This is a genomic window from Xanthomonas hortorum pv. pelargonii, assembly GCF_024499015.1.
GTDB lineage: Bacteria > Pseudomonadota > Gammaproteobacteria > Xanthomonadales > Xanthomonadaceae > Xanthomonas > Xanthomonas hortorum_B.
Map to the genome: position 1 here is coordinate 4,694,087 of NZ_CP098604.1, position 15,588 is coordinate 4,709,674.

Here is a 15,588-nt window from a genome sequence, read left to right on the forward strand (position 1 = left end):
CGTGCATATCCACGTCTGCCGCGTCTGCAACTGCGCTTGCGCGCACATGGATTCGCAGTGCCGTGACGTGGTGCAACCTTTCGCGCACCCCGGTGCACTCAGGCATGTCGCACTACGTGCAGTCAGCGGTTACGCCCCCGAATCATGGCCATCGAACGCATCCAGTTGCACACCCACGGTGACGATCGCGGTCTGCTCATCTCGTTGGAGCAGCAGCGCAACGTCCCGTTCGAGATACGGCGCGTGTATTACCTGTTCGGCACCCGCGACGGCGTGCACCGCGGCCAGCATGCGCACCGCCAGCTCAATCAACTCGCCGTCGCCTTGCATGGCTCGGTGACGATTCTGCTGGACAGGGGCGATGGCAATGGCCAGGAAGAAGTGGTGCTGGACGACCCCTCGCAAGGCCTGCTGCTCGGGCGCATGGTGTGGCGCGATCTGTATCGCTTCAGCCCCGACTGCGTGTTGATGGTACTGGCCGACCAGTTCTACGACCCGGCCGATTACATTCTGGATTACGACGAATTCGTGAGCGAAGTGCGCGGTGAACATCGCCTCGACGCACGCAGGCTGGAAGCATGAGCATGCATAAGCCATTGGTGATCATCGGAGACGGCGAGTTTGCGCAGATCGCCTGCGAGTATTTCCAGCACGACAGCGATTACACCGTGGTCGCCTTCAGCGTGGAGCGCGACTTCCTGCTGCGGCCCACGCTGGCCGAGCTGCCGGTGGTGGCATTCGAAGAACTCGAACAGCGCTATCCACCCGAGCAGTACGAGGTTTTCGTGGCGATTCCGGCCACGCAGCTCAACCGCCTGCGCACACGCTTCTTCGAAGACATGGTGCGCCGCGGCTACCGCTGCGCCAGCTATGTCAGCTCGCGCGCGTTCGTCTGGCGCAATGCGCAGATCGGCGCCAACTGCTTCATCTTCGAAGGCAACGTCATCCAGCCGTTCACCCGCATCGGCGACAACTGCGTGCTGTGGAGCGGCAACCATATCGGCCACCGTACGGTGGTGCAGGACAATGTGTTCATCGCCTCGCATGCGGTGATTTCCGGCTATTGCGAGATCGGGCGCGGCAGTTTCATCGGCGTCAATGCCACGCTCAGCGACAAGGTGCGGATTGCTTCAGACAACATCATCGGCGCCGGCGCGCTGGTCACCCGGCATACCGAAGCCGAGCGCGTGTATGTGGGCTCGCCGGCGCGTGCGGTGGCCGGCAGGTCCAGCTTCGACGTGGAGCTCTAATCCATGTTCGCCTGGACCAAGCGGGGCCTGGTGTTTGATGTCGCGCGCGATGGCGTGGGCGGCTGGATGCAGCATGCCGCGCTGACGCCGACGCCGTATCGGTTGTCTGCGCAGGTGCTACGCGTCTATGCAGGTTTTCGCGATGCGCAGGGTGTGAGCCGGATCGGCTATGTGGACGTGCGCGCCGATGCGCCGACCCAGATCGTCGGTGTCAGCAAACAGCCGGTGCTGGATATCGGCCGCGATGGCTGCTTCGACGATAACGGCATGATTCTGGGCGATGTCGTGGCCGGGCCGGATGGTCTGTACATGTTCTATGTCGGCTTCCAGCGTGTGGCCAAGGCCAAGTTCCTGGCCTTCACCGGGCTTGCGGTCTCCAGCGATGGTGGCGAAAGTTTTCAGCGCCGCCAGGACACGCCACTGCTGGATCGCGCCCCCGGGCGCAGCACCATTGCCGCGGTGCATTCGGCCCGCTATGAAGATGGCCGTTGGCGATTGTGGTACGCGGTGGGCGACGATTGGGAAACCATCGGCGGCCAGCCGTATCCGCGTTACCACATCCGTTACGCAGAGACCGACGATCTGCGCCACATCCCCAGCGACGACGTGGTGTGCCTGCGTCCGCGCGACGACGAATACCGCATCGGCCGCCCGCGCGTGTATCGCCTGGGCGATCGCTATCTGATGTATTTCACCCGCGGCGATACGCACGGCGGCTACTTCCCGGGCATCGCCTTCAGCGGCGATGGCGTGCACTGGGAACGCGACGACAGTCAGCTGGGGCTGCAGCTCTCCGACCATGGGTGGGATGCGCAGACCTTGTGCTACCCGGCGTTGATCCAGCAGCACGATCGCGTGCTGATGTTCTACAACGGCAACGCAATGGGGCAGGCCGGCTTCGGTCTGGCCGAGGCCGCGTTGCCGGTGGACCTGCAGGGGCGCCATGTTTTCGGTTAGGCCATATGCCGCCAGCGATGCGCCTGCGTGGGACGCGTTGGTGGCGTCCTCGCGCAACGGCAACCTGTTGCATCGGCGTGGCTACATGGACTATCACGCCGACCGCTTCGTAGATGCCTCGTTGCTGGTCGAACGTGGCGGCGAGGTGGTGGCGGTGTTTCCGGCAAGCGTGCACGGCGATTGCGTCAGCAGCCACGCCGGGTTGACCTATGCGGGCTTGTTGTCGTCGATGGCGTTGCGTGCGGGCGCTACATTGCAGGTATTCGAACAGATTGCCGCGCACTATCGCGCGCGCGCCGTGCGCCAGATCGTGTACAAGCCGGTGCCGCATGTGTTTCATGCGTATCCGGCCGAGGAAGATCTGTATGCCTTGCATCGGTTGGGCGCGCAGCTGTTCCGGCGCGACCTGTCGTCGGTGATCGCGCTGCGCGAGCCGTTCGCGTTCAGTGCCGAGCGTCGGCGTTCGCTGGTCAAGGCGCGCAAGGCCGGTGTGCAGATCCAGACCGGCACGCAGCTGGAGGCGTTTCATGCCTTGCTGACCCAGGTGTTGCAACGGCACGGTGTGGCGCCGACCCATCGGCTGGACGAATTGCAGCTGCTGCACAGCCGGTTTCCGCAGCAGATCGTGCTGCATGAAGCGCGCGCTGAGGGGCAGCTGGTAGCCGCCGCACTGGTGTTGGATTTCGGCCGCAGCGTACACACCCAGTATCTGGCGGTGTCCGAATGCGGTCGCCAGCTGGATGCGCTGAGCCTGCTGCTGGCCGAGCTGATCACTGAGGTGTATGCGCAGCGCCATTACTTCAGCTTCGGTATCTCCACCGAGCAGGGCGGGCAGGTGCTCAACGATGGCTTGGTCGAACAAAAGGAACGCTTCGGCGCGCGTGCCGTGGTGCAGGATTTCTATCGATGGACGTTGTAATGGATGTGCCGTTTCTGGATTTGCGTGCAGTCAATGCGCGCTACGCGGATGAATTGAAAGTGGCTGCCGCGCGGGTGATCGATGCCGGCTGGTATGTGCTCGGCCAGGAGCTGGCCGCATTCGAAGAAGAATTCGCCAGCTACTGCGGCGCCGCGCATGCGGTGGGCGTGGGCAACGGACTGGATGCGTTGTCGCTGATCCTGCGCGGCTATCGCGAGCTGGGGGTGTTGCGCGAGGGCGACGAGATCATCGTGCCGGCCAACACCTTCATCGCGAGCTTTCTGGCGATCAGCCAGAACCAGTTGGTGCTGGTGCCTGTGGAGCCGGATCCGCTGACTTTCAACATGGACCCGGCCGGTGTGGAGAAGGCGATCGGGCCACGCACGCGCGCCATCATGGCGGTGCATCTGTATGGGCAGCTGGCCGACATAGCCGCATTGCAAACGCTTGCCCATCGCTACGGGCTGCTGCTGATCGAAGATGCCGCGCAAGCGCATGGCGCGCGCGCGGACGGGCGGCGTGCCGGTGCCTTCGGCGATGCGGCGGCGTTCAGTTTTTTTCCCACCAAGAACCTGGGCGCACTCGGCGATGGTGGTGCGGTGGTGACCTCGGATCCGCGCCTGGCCGAGCGCATTCGCGCGCTGCGCAATTATGGCTCGGAGGTGAAATATCACCACAGCTGCCAGGGCGTGAATTCACGGCTGGATGAAATGCAGGCCGCATTCTTGCGGGTCAAACTGGGGTATCTGGAGGATGAGATCGCGCGTCGGCGCGCGGTGGCGCAGCGCTATCTGCAAGGCATCGCGCATCCGCTGATCACGTTGCCTACGGTGGTCGCCGAGGAACAGCATGTCTGGCATCTGTTCGTAGTGCGCAGCCCGCAGCGCGATGCCTTGCAGGCGCATTTGCTGCGCCTGGGCATCCACACCCAGATCCATTACCCGGTGCCGCCGCATCGGCAGCCTGCCTACACCACGCTGGGCGATGCCTGCCTGCCGGTAAGCGAGGGTCTGCATCGTGAAGTGCTGAGTCTGCCGATGGGCCCGGCACTGGATGACGCGTCGGTGGAACGTGTGATTGCCGCATGCCAATCGTTCGGCAGCCCTGCATGAATCTGATGCGTAGCAGCGCGTACACCGGCGTTGCGACGCTGGCCAAGCTGCTGGCTGCGCTGGTGGTGGTGAAGTTGGTGGCGGTGTACGCCGGCCCACAAGGTGTCGGCCGCTTGGGCCAGTTTCTCAATCTGATGTCGGTGCTGGCGGTGTTGGCGGGCGGCGGTATCAGCGCCGGCATCGTCAAGTACGTGGCCGAGTATCGCAACGACGCACCGGCACTGGCACGCTTGCTCAGCGCGGCGCTCTGGTACGCCTTCTGCGCGGCTTGCGTCATGGCGGTGTTGGCGGTGCTGTTCAGTGGCGTGATCGCCGAGCGCCTGTTGGGCGATGCAGCGTATCGGCCGCTGATCTGCGTGCTGGCGATCGCGCAGCTGGGCATTGCCTTGGTCAACTACATCCTGGCGGTGATCAACGGTTTCATGGATGTTCGCCGTCTGGCATTTGTGCAGGTGAGCGGCGCGGTGTTAAGTGTTGCGCTGGTGGCGTGGCTGTCCAGCCGGGCGCAGCTGCAGGGCGCGTTGCTGGCACTGGTGCTGGGCCAGGTGCTGTGGTTGTTGGCCGGCGTGCCGGCACTGCGACGCAGCCCGTATTTCCAACGCGAGATGTTGCGCCTGCGTTTCGATGCGCCGATGACGCGCAAGCTGGCCGCGTTTTCGGCGATGACGCTGACCGCCACGCTGGTGCCCCAGTTGGTGGCCATTTTGGTGCGCGATCATCTGGCGTTGCACTTCGGATGGCAGCAGGTGGGTTATTGGCAGGCCGTCAGCCGGGTGTCGGATGCCTATCTGCTGTTCTTCACCACCGCCATCAACGTGTATTACCTGCCCAAGCTGGCCTCCCTGCACGATCGTGCGGCGCTCGGGCGCGAGCTGCGGGCCGCGTATCGCTATGTGATGCCGGCGGTGATCGCGATGGCGCTAGGTGTGTACATGCTCCGCGATTGGGTCACCTGGCTGCTGTTCGATGCGCGATTCGCTGCAGCAGCACCGCTTTATGGTCCGCAGTTGCTGGGCGATGTGATCAAGATTGCCGCGTTCGTGCTGTCGTACGTGATGCTGGCCAAGGCGATGACGCGGCTGTTCGTGATTTCCGAATGCGTGTTCGCCGCCAGCTATCTGGCGCTGGTGTATCTGTTCACGGCGCAGTTCGGGCTGATCGGGGCGATGTATGCCTTTGTCGCCAACTACGTGGTGTATCTGCTGTTCAATATCGTGGTGGTGCGTCGCTATCTGGTGCAGACCGCATGAGCGATCAAACCCAACCGAGCGGGCGAGCGAGCTGGCCGCTGGTGTCGGTGCTGATTCCTGCCTATAACCACGCGCGCTTCGTGCAACGGTGCCTGGATAGCGTGTTGGAAGACCCGTACCCGTGCAAGGAGATCGTCATCATCGACGACGGCTCCAGCGACGCCACGGGCGAAAAGATCGCGCAGTGGATTGCCACCCATGGTCATCGGCTGCCGGTGCAGTTCGTGCAACGCGACAACCGCGGTGTGGCGGCCACGCTCAACGAGCTGGCCTTGCGTGCGCGTGGCGACTACCTGCGTCTTGGCGCGAGCGACGATTATCTGTTGGCCGGCGGGTTGGATGCGCAGGTGCGTTACTTGCGTGCGCATCCGCAAAAACTGGCGGTGATCGGCGATGCCTGCGTGGTCGATCAGCATGGAAGACTGCTGCACGGCAGCGCCATGCGCGACCTGCATCGGGTGGATACCGGTGTGTACTGCTCAGAGCGGGGCATCCGCCGCGCGGTGATCCAGCAGTGGGCGGTCAGTGGTGCGGTGGCGTTGCTGCGCCGCAGTGCCTTCGATGCGCGCACCGGGTGGGACGAATCGCTGCGGATCGAGGACTGGGATCTTTTCCTGCGCCTGGCCGCACGCAACGCGCTTGGTTTTGTCGACGTGCCGGTCTGTGCGTACCGTCTGCATGGCAACAACCTCAGCAAGACCGCAAACGTGCGTGCGCGGATTGCCAACTTGAGCGAGTCGCGTCAGGTGGCGTTGCGTTGTGCGGAGTTGTTCGATGAGCCCGAGCGCACCTTGCTGCGGGCGCAATCGCGTTACATCGCGGCCAAGGTGGCATTTCTGCAGCGCCGGCCGCACAGGGTGACCGGGCATCTGCTCGCCTATGCCTGGTTGTCGTTGCCGGCCAGGTGGCGGCCCAGGCATGCGCGTAGCGCGGTGGAGCCGGCATGAACACGCTGTTGCGCCGGCCTGCGACGTATCTGGCGCTGCCGATGCTGCTCAGCTGCGCGCTGACGTTGCTGACCTACACGCTGCCCGGCGACTATCTGGACGGCATCGCGCTGCTGGCGGTCGCTGCCGCTGCAACGTTTGTGCTGGATGCGTTGCTACGCACGCAGCTGCCTGCCGTGGAGCGCTTTCGCCACTATCGCTACGCCGGCACGCGCGATGCCTTCGTGGTGATGACGCTGGCGGCAATGGTGACGGTGTTCTGCATCGTGGATGTGGCGCTGTTTCCGATTCCGTTGTTCAGCGATCCGTCCTCGTACGCCACCTTGAGCCCATTGCGCTCGCATGTGCGGCACATCTCCAACATGTGCTGGATCCTGCCGCCGATCGCGCTGCTGTGCGTGCGCCACCGCGGGCTGCGTGCGGCGATGGTGACGCTGGGGTTCGTATTCCCGATCGTGGTGATCGACCGCAACCGCATCTTTGCAGGACTGTTTTCGTTCGTGCTGGTGATGCTGTTGCGCCGCGATCCTGCGCGCCGCCTGCCGTGGAAGACCATTGGCCTGCTCGTGCTGGCTGGGGGCGGGGTGTTTTCGATCCTGGGCGCACTGCGTTCCGGCTCGTTGGCCACGGTCGCCTTGCCGTTCAGTGCGTTGTATCGCGCGATGCCGCAGGGCGTGCAGTGGCTGCTGCTGTACATCAGCGCCGGGCCGTACAACTTCGGCGCGATTCTGGCCAAGGGCTACGTCAACGCCAGTTTTCTGGCCAATCAACTGGTGCCGTTCAGTGGTTCGATCGCCACCGCCGGCACCAGCATTCCGCTGGATGCGCCCAATATCAATGTGGGCACGGAATTCTTCCCGTTCCTGATGGCCTGGGGCGCGCCGGGCGCGTTGATTGCGCTGCTGGCGTTATATGCGGGCCTGGTGTGGAGCGTGCGCCTGCTCAGCAGCTCGCTGTCGATCTTTCATGTGCTGATCTTCCTGCGCCTCGCCTATGCCTGCCTGATGTCGCCGTTCGCGCCGCAGGCATTCACCTGGACCAACTTCGGCTTCATCGCGCTGTGTCTGGTGTTGCATGCCTGCACCGTGTTGCTGCCCAGCCGCAATGCGGCATCTAGCGCTGCCGCGTAGTGCGCGGCAACTTCGTTTTCACCACGTTCCAGAGCCGGTGCACCATGAATCAACACGACGATATCTATCTGATCGACCTGTGGCGCATCCTGCGCCGCGAATGGCGCTGGGCGCTGGCCGCGCTGGTGGTGGTGCTTGGCCTGACGTTCGCCTTCACCCGGTTGGCCAAACCGCAGTGGGAGGCCACCGCCTGGATCCAGGTCGGCGAAATCGGCCCCACACCGGCCGGGCGCGATCCCAAGGTCGAGCCGTTTCAGCGCGTGATCGATCGCATGAAGACGCGGCTGTTTCAGGATGCGGTGCTGCGCAAGGCTGGCCTGCCGCTCAACAGCCGCGCTGCGCAGTTGTATCGCGGCAGTCTCAAGCCCGATCCGGACCCGTACGCGAATCTGATCGGCGTGACCATTCGTGCCGAATCGTCCGCGCAGGCCCGCCGCCTTGCGATGGCCACCGTGACCGAGCTGCAGACGCTGCACGGCCAGACCAATGCGGTGGCGCTTGAGCTCGCACGCACGCGCCTGCAAGGGTTGAATGAAGACCTGCGCGCGGCGCTCGTCAACAGGGCGCAACTGCAACAGCAAGTGCAGGCCGGGCAGGGCGGTGCTGCGGCTACGCCGGCGCAGGTGGTTGCCGGTGTATTGCTGACCGACAGCAACACCACTATCCGCGCGTTGAAAGCCGAGCGCGACGATCTCATCGCCCGCCTTACCACCCGCTACACGTATCAGACCTCGTTGGCGTGGCCGTTGTATGTGCCCGATCGCCAGGCATTTCCGAATGCGATCACCGCTTGGGCCGCCGGTTTGCTAGCTGGCGCCGGCTTGGGCGTGCTGGCAGCGGTGTTACGCAATGCATGGCGGCGTCGCAGGGGTGCGGCCGGGCATTCCGTCGCCTGAGGTAAACGTCAACGCGTTGTAGGTGGGACATCGCTCACCAGGCTGCAACCAAAGCCGCTGCGCGTGGCACTCACGGGTCAATCAAGCGATGCCGCGGTGGCGGTGTCGCGTCTGGAGGGTGTCGTGAGAACAACTGGTCTGGTGTGGGAGGCTGCGCATGTCGGTGGTCAATGAGCATGCGGCGCGTGGCGGCACGGTGGCCCCGGAGCGCTTGCTTGAGACGCAACGCGCGTTCGATAGCGTGGCCCCCGACTACGATGGCCCGCGCGGCAACAATGCGCTGATCCAGCGCATGCGCACCACGCTGTGGGACACGGTTGCGGCCGAGCTGCCGGTGGGGTCGCGGCTGGTGGATCTGGGCTGCGGCACCGGTCTGGATGCCGGCGAGTTCGCACGCCGCGGTTACAGCGTGCTGGCCACCGACTGGTCGCCGGCGATGGTCGAACGCACCCGCCATCGCGCTGCCACGCAAGGTCTTGAAGCACGGTTGACCGCCGCCCACGTCGGCATCCAGCAGCTCGATCAGCTGGACGGCACCTTCGATGGCATGTACTCCAACTTCGGCCCGCTCAATTGCGCTCCCGACCTGCCGGCAGTGGCTGCCGAGTGCGCACGTCTGCTGCGCGCCGATGGCTGCCTGGTGTTTTCGGTGATCGGGCGCATTTGCCCGTGGGAAATCGGTCATTACACGCTGCGCGGGCGCTTCAAGCGCGCAGCGGTGCGTGCCGCGCGCGGGGTCACCGCGGTAGGCATGAACGGCCACACCATCTGGACCTGGTACCACCTGCCGCGCGAGTTCTACCGCGCCTTCAACAAGCACTTCGTGCTGGACAGCTATCGCGCCTTGAGCCTGTTCCTGCCGCCGCCGTATCTGGTGGATTTTTGCGAACGGCATCCGCGTCTGTCTGAGCGCCTGGGCCAGTGCGACGACCGCTTGGGCGGGCTGCCGCTGCTGCGCGACATGGGCGACCACTTCCTGATCGTGATGCGCAAGCGCTGAGTGGAGACGCCGATGTCCATGGCCGATGTCTGTCTGCAGGGCGCACGCGCGATCACCCTGGCCGGTCCTTCGCGCGCCGCAGTGACGATGCGCGCGGGCCGCTTCGGCGGCACGCTCGGCACCGGCAGCCTGCGGCTGGATTTGCAGGGCCACGTGCTGGCGCCGGGCTTGATCAACGCGCACGATCATCTGCAGGTCAATTGTGTGCCGCCACTGCCGCAAGGCGCACCGTTCGCCAACAGCTACGCATGGATCGAGGCGTTTCAGGCACATTTTCAGCATCCCGATGTGGCGGCTGCGTTGCGCGTGCCCAAGGCGGTGCGCTTGCGCCACGGCGGTTTGAAGAATCTGCTGGCCGGCGTCACCTGCGTGGCGCAGCACGACCCTTGGCACGCCACCTTGGACGAGGCGAATTTCCCGGTCGGTCTGCTGCGCGAGTTCGGTTGGAGCTATGCGCTGGGCTGGACCGGCTATGGCCCGCCGGTGCAGGGCAGCTTTGCCGCCACTTCGCCCGAACATCCGTGGATGATCCACCTGGCCGAAGGCACCGACGCAGTGGCGGGTGCCGAACTCGACGAACTGGATCGGCTCGGCTGCCTGGCCTCCAATAGCGTGCTGATCCACGGCGTGGGCATGGGCGAATGCGATATCGACCGGGTGATCGCACGCGGCGCGGCGGTGGTGTGGTGTCCTTCGAGCAATCTCGCGCTGCTGGGCCGTACGCTCGATCCGTGGCGCTTGTGCATGGCCGGGCGGCTGGCATTGGGCAACGATTCGCGCATCAGCGGTGCGCGCGATCTGCTGGAAGAACTGCGCATCGCCGCCGACAGCAGGCTCGCACCGGATCTATTGCTCGGCATGGTCACCCAGCAATCTGCGCGCATCCTGCGCATGCAAGCGCGCGGGTGCATCGCCCCAGGCGCAGCCGCAGATCTGCTGATCGTGCGCGATCGCGGTGGCGATCCTGCCACCAGCGTCATCGGCTGCCAACGCAGTGAACTGCGCGCAGTGATACGCGATGGCGCCCCGCGCATCGCCGACCCGGATTTCGCCAACTGGTTCGAGGCGGCCGGCATCCAGACCGTGCCGGTGTTGCTGGACGGTCGCCCCAAACTGCTCGATGCCAGGCTGGCCGACCCGGCAGTGCTGGCACTCGAACCCGGCCTGCAGCGTGTGCCGCACGCAGCGCACAAGCCATCCATCGCGATGGCAGCCAACGGTGCTGTGTCACGAGCGCTGCGCCGACACTTGAGCCGGCAGCGGCGTATGCGTTGTGGGCGCAGGCGTATCCGCCGCATGCGCATAACCCGGTGATGCTGGCCGAAGAACGCGCCATGCTCGCGCTGATGCCCGGCGCCCTGCAGGGCCAACATGTGCTGGATGCCGGCTGCGGCAGTGGTCGCTACATGCTGCATGCATTACAGCGTGGCGCGCTGCATGTCACCGGAGTGGATCTGTCGCCGCAGATGCTGCAACGCGCCGCCACCGAGCTCGCCCGCGACTGGCCAGCGGCACGCGTGAGTCTGCAACAAGGCAGTCTCGATAAATTGCCCTTGCCCGACGCACTTGCCGACCTCAGCGTCTGCGGTCTGGTGGTCGGGCATCTGCAGCAGCTGTGGCCTGCGCTGGAAGAACTGCATCGCGTCACCCGCGTGGGCGGGATCGTGCTGTGCAGCGATGTGCATCCGATCGGCCATGCACTGGGCTGGCGACGCGATTTCAAGGCCGCCGGCCGGCAGTACGCAGTGCGGCACACGCAACATCTCTACAGCCATTGGCATACGGCATGCGCATCGCTGGGCCTGGCGATCGAAGCGGTGGCCGAACCGATGCTGGACCCGGCCGATATTCCGCCCGGTGCACGTTTCGACCAGGCGGCGTTGCAGGTGCCGGTTGCCTTGGTGATGCGTCTGCGGCGCATCGCGTGAGTGTTGTGGTGTTCATGGCGATTCCAAATGGCAACGCATGCACGGCCTGCACGTGCTACGACCCGAGCCGCTTGCGTTGCGCGCAAGCGCGCGTCATCGGCGTTGCAGAACGTGCATGCCAGTCGATGTCTGTGCCATGACCCTGCATGTGGCGCAACTCAATCTGCTGCCAACGCCCGACGGCCTGAGCGTCGAACAGGTCTTCGCGCAATGGCCATCGCTGGCCGACATCGCCGAGGCGGTGGCCAGCGCAGGGGTGCGGGTGACAGTGATCCAGGCCTCGGCACTGAACACTCGACTCACACGCCAGGGCGTGGACTACAGCTTCGTCGAGCTGGCCGCGCGTGGTAGCAAGCAGCGTGCGCACATTCTCGCCGCGATGCTGCGCCAGATCGACGCAGACGTGATCCACGTGCACGGGCTGGAATTTGCCGGCGATGCGCGGCGGCTTGCGCGCCTGCTGCCGCAGAGTCCCATCCTGTTGCAGGACCATGCCAATCGCCCGCCACGCTGGTGGCGCCGGATTGTGTGGCGTGCGCGTTATGCGGCGGCTGCCGGTATTGCGTTCACCTCGCTGGAACTGGCACAACCATTTCTGTGTGCGCGCTTGTTTCGATCCAGCACGCAGCTATTCGAGATTCCCGAATCGAGCAGCCGCTTCTTGCCGGGCGATCGCTTGCAGGCACGCGAGCACACGCGTCTGCATGGCGACCCATGCGTGTTGTGGGTCGGCCATCTGAGTGCGGCCAAGGATCCGTTATGCGTACTCGATGCCGTCGCGTTGGCGGCGCGCGTGTTGCCCGGGCTGCGGCTGTGGTGCGTATTTGACCAGGCGCCGTTGATGGAGCAGATACAGCAGCGCCTGCGCGACGATCCGCAGCTGGCGCGCTGTGTGCAGCTACTGGGCAAGGTGCCGCATGCACGCGTGGAGACCCTGTTGCGTGCCTGCGACCTGTTCGTCTCGGCCAGCCATGCGGAAAGTTGCGGTTATGCCGCAGTGGAAGCGTATGCCTGCGGCAGCTTGCCGCTATTGACCGATATCCCTGCTTTCCGCGCGCTCAGCGATGCCGGTGCGGTGGGCGAGTTGTATCCCGTGGGCGATGCCTCGGCCTTGGCGGAACTGCTATTGCGTGTCTCCAGGCAGCGACCCAATCGCACACAGATCCGTGCGCATTTCGATGCACGGCTGTCTTTCGCCGCCGTGGGGCAGCGCTGGGCGAACGCCTACACCCAATTATTGGCCGCCGCGCCGGGACGCACAGCATGAAACTGGCCTTGGTGGTACCGGGCGGTGTGGACCGCAGCGGCGAAGTCCGCGTGATTCCCGTGTTCCTGACCCTGATCGAATGGCTGGCGCGCCATCATCAGGTGCATGTCTTCGTGCTGCATCAGGAGCCGATGCCGGGCACCTGGACATTGCGCGGCGCCACCGTGCACAACATCGGCGCGCAGCGTACCCGTCTACGCGCGATCGCCGCTATTCGTGACGAACATCGGCGCGCACCGTTCGATGTCATCCAGGCGATCTTTTCCGGCTACTGCAGTTTGATCGCCGTTGCGGCGGCAAAATTGCTGCGTCGCCCAAGCATGGTGCATATCGCCGGTGGCGAGCTGGTCGCACTGCATGCCATCGGCTACGGCGGCCGGCGTAAGTGGCGCGGGCGTCTGCGCGAAGCGGTGATCCTGCGCCTGGCCGACTGCGTCACCGCTGCCAGCGCGCCCATCGTCGATTCGCTGCAAGCACTCGGCATCCACGCGCAGCGGGTGCCCTTGGGCGTGGATCTGCGCGCCTGGCCAGCGGCCGCACCACGCGCGCGCACTGGTGGAATCGCACGCTTGCTGCACGTGGCCAGCCTCAATCCGGTCAAGGACCAGACCACGTTGTTGCAGGCGATGGCGGCGCTCAAACGCGCCGATGTCGCCTTTACCCTCGACATGGTTGGCGTCGATACCCTGGATGGCGCCATGCATCGCTTGGTGCAGCAGCTGGGCCTGAGCGAGCAGGTGCGTTTCTTGGGTTTCAAGACCCAGCGCGAGTTGCGCCCGATCATGCAATCGGCCGATCTGCTGGTGCTGTCGTCCTTGCACGAGGCCGGGCCGTTGGTGCTGCTGGAAGCTGCAGTGGCAGGTGTTCCCACAGTGGGGACGGCCGTCGGGCATCTGGTCGAGTGGGCACCGGTCTGCGCACTGGCAGTGCCGCCGGGCGATTGGGCCGGGCTGGCAGAAGCCGTCCGTCAGGTGGTGGCCGACGACGAACTGCGCTTGCGTCTGGCCTGGGCGGCGCAGTGCCGAGCGGTACGCGAAGACGCGGCATCGACCACGCGTCTGTTCGAAAAGCTCTACCGCCAACTATGCGAGAAGCGCCCGCTGCACTGAATACCTGGGCACGGAGTAGGCAATAGACTGCGGGCTTGCACAAACCACTTTCAGATCAACCAACAAAACGTTGAGAGCGGTCGCCTGGCGGTGAGCGCAGGGGGTGTTGGCCGCATCCTGTTGGATGCAGCCAGAAGCTCATGTCAAATGCTTAGTCGGTCGAGCGCGCGGTGACCTCGCCGCACCAGAGAGTCGAGTCAGAAGCCTAGTCGGTCGAGGGCGCAGTGCCCTCACCGCTCGCGGGACACGCCGTGAATCCGTCCGTGGAGGCTCGGTGGCGGAATCCATGCCACGGTCCCGCAAGCGGTGAGGGCACCGCACCAGACAGTTTGCTGTTGCTTGAAAACATTCACACCGACCATCTCGACTGGTCCTTGCCCGCCCACCATCGCGGGACCTTACGCGGCATGGATGCCGCGTAAGAGCCTACATGGACGTACTTGCGGCGTGTCCCGCGATGGTGGGCGGGCAAGGGCCCTGCAACCAGGCCACAGATCAACCGCTCTGCAGCCAAGCCGCAGATCAGCCGCCCTGCAGCAGACCTACGTAAAGTGGTTTTGTCAGTCGCTCCTACCTTCAAACCGGCTGCAAATACCCATCCAACGCCGCACGCACCACGTACAACATATCGGTGCGCGGTACTGGTCGCGTAAGCCGCGTCATCAATCGGCGTGCCTGGGTCTGCCGTACCCATGGTTGCCCTTGAAGCCACAGCTGTGTCTGCAACATGTCCGCACGTTCCTTGCGGCTTTCGGCCGACGGCGCAACGCGGTTGTGCAGATACTGCCGCGCTTCGCTCAGCGACCGCGACCATTCGATGCCGGGCAGTGCCGGCAACCACAAGTTGGAGCATGAGGCCGTGGTCAAGGTCTGGCGGGCCGCACGCATGCGCAACAACCGCGGGCAAACGGCCTGCAGGCGCGCCATCACCGCCGCCGGCACCACGCTGCGGTAGTAGCGTTGCAGCAGCAGCAGCGGCGGCAATGCCCACCACGGCGACACGCTCGTCTCTTCCCACAATTGCTCCCAATCGCGCTGCCCCATGCGGGTGGCCAGCAACGCAAGATCGTGCAGATGCATCAGCCGGATGCTGCGATGGCAGATGCCACCGGCCGCATGCAGCAGCAGATGGCACATCAACGCACCGATGGACGGATAGGGATTCAAGCCCGGCTGCGGGCGCTCCGGCAGGATGCGTGATGTGATGTCCACGCTGTGCACCGGCAAGCGTTCCTGGATGCGCGTATGCAGCTCGATATTGATCGGCGCATCGCGATGCTCGCCCAGTCCCGCGACCGCTTCGCCTTGGATCGGCTTGAAGACCTGATGCTTCCATTGTTCGAACGAGGCCACGTAACCGAGTTCGCACAACAGTGCTGCTGCAGCTGGTGCGTCTTCCGGTTGCACCAGCAGATCGATATCGGCCATTGGCCGATCGCCCGGCAGGTACACGCCAAGCCGATGCAGTGCGGTTCCCTTCAGACCGACCAGTGCGATGCCTGCGTCACGCGCCGCAGCATCGATGCCCGTCAGCAATACGGCAATGCGCCGATGCCGATCTTCGACATGGCGGCGTTGCTCGCTCAGAAACGTCGTCCATTCGGCGTTCTGCCATAGCGAGCGACGCTGCAGCAGCGGTGATACGCCATGCGCTGCCGCCGCTGCGGCTGCAAGCTGCCATTGCAACCGATCCCACTGCGGCGCTGCTTCGCCTGGCTGCGCCAATTCCTGCGCCAGCCGTTCGGTGGCCGTGCGCAGGCCGTGCTTGATGGTGCGAAGGGAAGGCTGCATGCGAAGGTGATCCGGTAAGTCGAGGTGATGTT

The 15,588-nt window shown here is 64.7% G+C and carries 14 protein-coding genes and 1 pseudogene; 14 read left to right on the forward strand and 1 reads right to left on the reverse strand.

The window, feature by feature from the left end; genetic code table 11:
• Positions 1 to 144: 144 nt before the first annotated feature.
• From NDY25_RS20090 to NDY25_RS20155, 14 genes and pseudogenes are all read left to right on the forward strand, one after another.
• Positions 145 to 582 (forward strand): sugar 3,4-ketoisomerase, encoded by a 438-nt coding sequence (locus NDY25_RS20090; protein WP_168957895.1) that lies wholly within the window; start codon positions 145 to 147, stop codon positions 580 to 582.
• The gene (locus NDY25_RS20095) at positions 579 to 1,250 is read left to right on the forward strand and encodes an acetyltransferase (protein ID WP_168957894.1); all 672 of its coding nucleotides are present in this window, start codon (positions 579 to 581) and stop codon (positions 1,248 to 1,250) included. The genes NDY25_RS20090 and NDY25_RS20095 overlap by 4 nt, the downstream gene beginning before the upstream one ends.
• Positions 1,251 to 1,253: 3 nt before the next feature.
• Positions 1,254 to 2,207, forward strand: coding sequence for a hypothetical protein (locus NDY25_RS20100; RefSeq protein ID WP_168957893.1), 954 nt, complete (start codon positions 1,254 to 1,256; stop codon positions 2,205 to 2,207).
• Positions 2,194 to 3,126, forward strand: a complete 933-nt coding sequence (locus NDY25_RS20105) for a GNAT family N-acetyltransferase (protein WP_168957892.1) — start codon at positions 2,194 to 2,196, stop codon at positions 3,124 to 3,126. The genes NDY25_RS20100 and NDY25_RS20105 overlap by 14 nt, the downstream gene beginning before the upstream one ends.
• Positions 3,126 to 4,238 (forward strand): DegT/DnrJ/EryC1/StrS family aminotransferase, encoded by a 1,113-nt coding sequence (locus NDY25_RS20110; protein WP_425510790.1) that lies wholly within the window; start codon positions 3,126 to 3,128, stop codon positions 4,236 to 4,238. The genes NDY25_RS20105 and NDY25_RS20110 overlap by 1 nt, the downstream gene beginning before the upstream one ends.
• Entirely contained in the window at positions 4,235 to 5,488 is a 1,254-nt protein-coding gene (locus NDY25_RS20115; RefSeq protein ID WP_168957890.1) for an O-antigen translocase, read from the forward strand. Before NDY25_RS20110 ends, NDY25_RS20115 begins: the two co-directional genes overlap by 4 nt.
• A complete protein-coding gene (locus NDY25_RS20120; protein WP_256627646.1) occupies positions 5,485 to 6,435 on the forward strand; it encodes a glycosyltransferase in 951 nt (316 codons plus the stop codon). The genes NDY25_RS20115 and NDY25_RS20120 overlap by 4 nt, the downstream gene beginning before the upstream one ends.
• The gene (locus NDY25_RS20125; RefSeq protein WP_168957888.1) at positions 6,432 to 7,565 is read left to right on the forward strand and encodes a hypothetical protein; all 1,134 of its coding nucleotides are present in this window, start codon (positions 6,432 to 6,434) and stop codon (positions 7,563 to 7,565) included. Before NDY25_RS20120 ends, NDY25_RS20125 begins: the two co-directional genes overlap by 4 nt.
• Before the next feature lie 44 nt (positions 7,566 to 7,609).
• On the forward strand, positions 7,610 to 8,461 hold the full coding sequence (locus NDY25_RS20130; protein WP_168957887.1) for a Wzz/FepE/Etk N-terminal domain-containing protein: 852 nt from the start codon (positions 7,610 to 7,612) through the stop codon (positions 8,459 to 8,461).
• Between the two features lie 157 nt (positions 8,462 to 8,618).
• Positions 8,619 to 9,461 (forward strand): class I SAM-dependent methyltransferase, encoded by an 843-nt coding sequence (locus NDY25_RS20135; RefSeq protein ID WP_023903715.1) that lies wholly within the window; start codon positions 8,619 to 8,621, stop codon positions 9,459 to 9,461.
• 12 nt (positions 9,462 to 9,473) lie between these two features.
• Positions 9,474 to 10,691, forward strand: a pseudogene (locus NDY25_RS20140) (amidohydrolase family protein); the annotation flags it as partial.
• The gene (locus NDY25_RS20145; protein WP_256628017.1) at positions 10,658 to 11,389 is read left to right on the forward strand and encodes a class I SAM-dependent methyltransferase; all 732 of its coding nucleotides are present in this window, start codon (positions 10,658 to 10,660) and stop codon (positions 11,387 to 11,389) included. The pseudogene NDY25_RS20140 and the gene NDY25_RS20145, both read left to right, overlap by 34 nt.
• Positions 11,390 to 11,525: 136 nt before the next feature.
• On the forward strand, positions 11,526 to 12,656 hold the full coding sequence (locus NDY25_RS20150; protein WP_168957884.1) for a glycosyltransferase family 4 protein: 1,131 nt from the start codon (positions 11,526 to 11,528) through the stop codon (positions 12,654 to 12,656).
• Positions 12,653 to 13,765: a glycosyltransferase family 4 protein gene (locus NDY25_RS20155; RefSeq protein ID WP_168957883.1), complete on the forward strand. Its 1,113-nt coding sequence runs from the start codon at positions 12,653 to 12,655 to the stop codon at positions 13,763 to 13,765. The genes NDY25_RS20150 and NDY25_RS20155 overlap by 4 nt, the downstream gene beginning before the upstream one ends.
• A gap of 576 nt (positions 13,766 to 14,341) precedes the next feature.
• Here NDY25_RS20155 and NDY25_RS20160 read toward each other — a convergent pair.
• Entirely contained in the window at positions 14,342 to 15,556 is a 1,215-nt protein-coding gene (locus tag NDY25_RS20160; RefSeq protein WP_168957882.1) for a nucleotidyltransferase family protein, read from the reverse strand.
• Positions 15,557 to 15,588: the final 32 nt, after the last annotated feature.

What these genes read in the sequence shown, in the direction of transcription:
- NDY25_RS20150 (WP_168957884.1), top strand. Translation starts at nt 11,526, where the DNA reads ATGACCCTGCATGTGGCGCAACTCAATCTGCTGCCAACGCCCGACGGC.
- NDY25_RS20160 (WP_168957882.1), bottom strand. Translation starts at nt 15,556, where the DNA reads ATGCAGCCTTCCCTTCGCACCATCAAGCACGGCCTGCGCACGGCCACC.
- NDY25_RS20095 (WP_168957894.1), top strand. Translation starts at nt 579, where the DNA reads ATGAGCATGCATAAGCCATTGGTGATCATCGGAGACGGCGAGTTTGCG.
- NDY25_RS20130 (WP_168957887.1), top strand. Translation starts at nt 7,610, where the DNA reads ATGAATCAACACGACGATATCTATCTGATCGACCTGTGGCGCATCCTG.
- NDY25_RS20110 (WP_425510790.1), top strand. Translation starts at nt 3,126, where the DNA reads ATGGATGTGCCGTTTCTGGATTTGCGTGCAGTCAATGCGCGCTACGCG.
- NDY25_RS20120 (WP_256627646.1), top strand. Translation starts at nt 5,485, where the DNA reads ATGAGCGATCAAACCCAACCGAGCGGGCGAGCGAGCTGGCCGCTGGTG.
- NDY25_RS20100 (WP_168957893.1), top strand. Translation starts at nt 1,254, where the DNA reads ATGTTCGCCTGGACCAAGCGGGGCCTGGTGTTTGATGTCGCGCGCGAT.
- NDY25_RS20090 (WP_168957895.1), top strand. Translation starts at nt 145, where the DNA reads ATGGCCATCGAACGCATCCAGTTGCACACCCACGGTGACGATCGCGGT.
- NDY25_RS20155 (WP_168957883.1), top strand. Translation starts at nt 12,653, where the DNA reads ATGAAACTGGCCTTGGTGGTACCGGGCGGTGTGGACCGCAGCGGCGAA.
- NDY25_RS20115 (WP_168957890.1), top strand. Translation starts at nt 4,235, where the DNA reads ATGAATCTGATGCGTAGCAGCGCGTACACCGGCGTTGCGACGCTGGCC.
- NDY25_RS20135 (WP_023903715.1), top strand. Translation starts at nt 8,619, where the DNA reads ATGTCGGTGGTCAATGAGCATGCGGCGCGTGGCGGCACGGTGGCCCCG.
- NDY25_RS20125 (WP_168957888.1), top strand. Translation starts at nt 6,432, where the DNA reads ATGAACACGCTGTTGCGCCGGCCTGCGACGTATCTGGCGCTGCCGATG.
- NDY25_RS20105 (WP_168957892.1), top strand. Translation starts at nt 2,194, where the DNA reads ATGTTTTCGGTTAGGCCATATGCCGCCAGCGATGCGCCTGCGTGGGAC.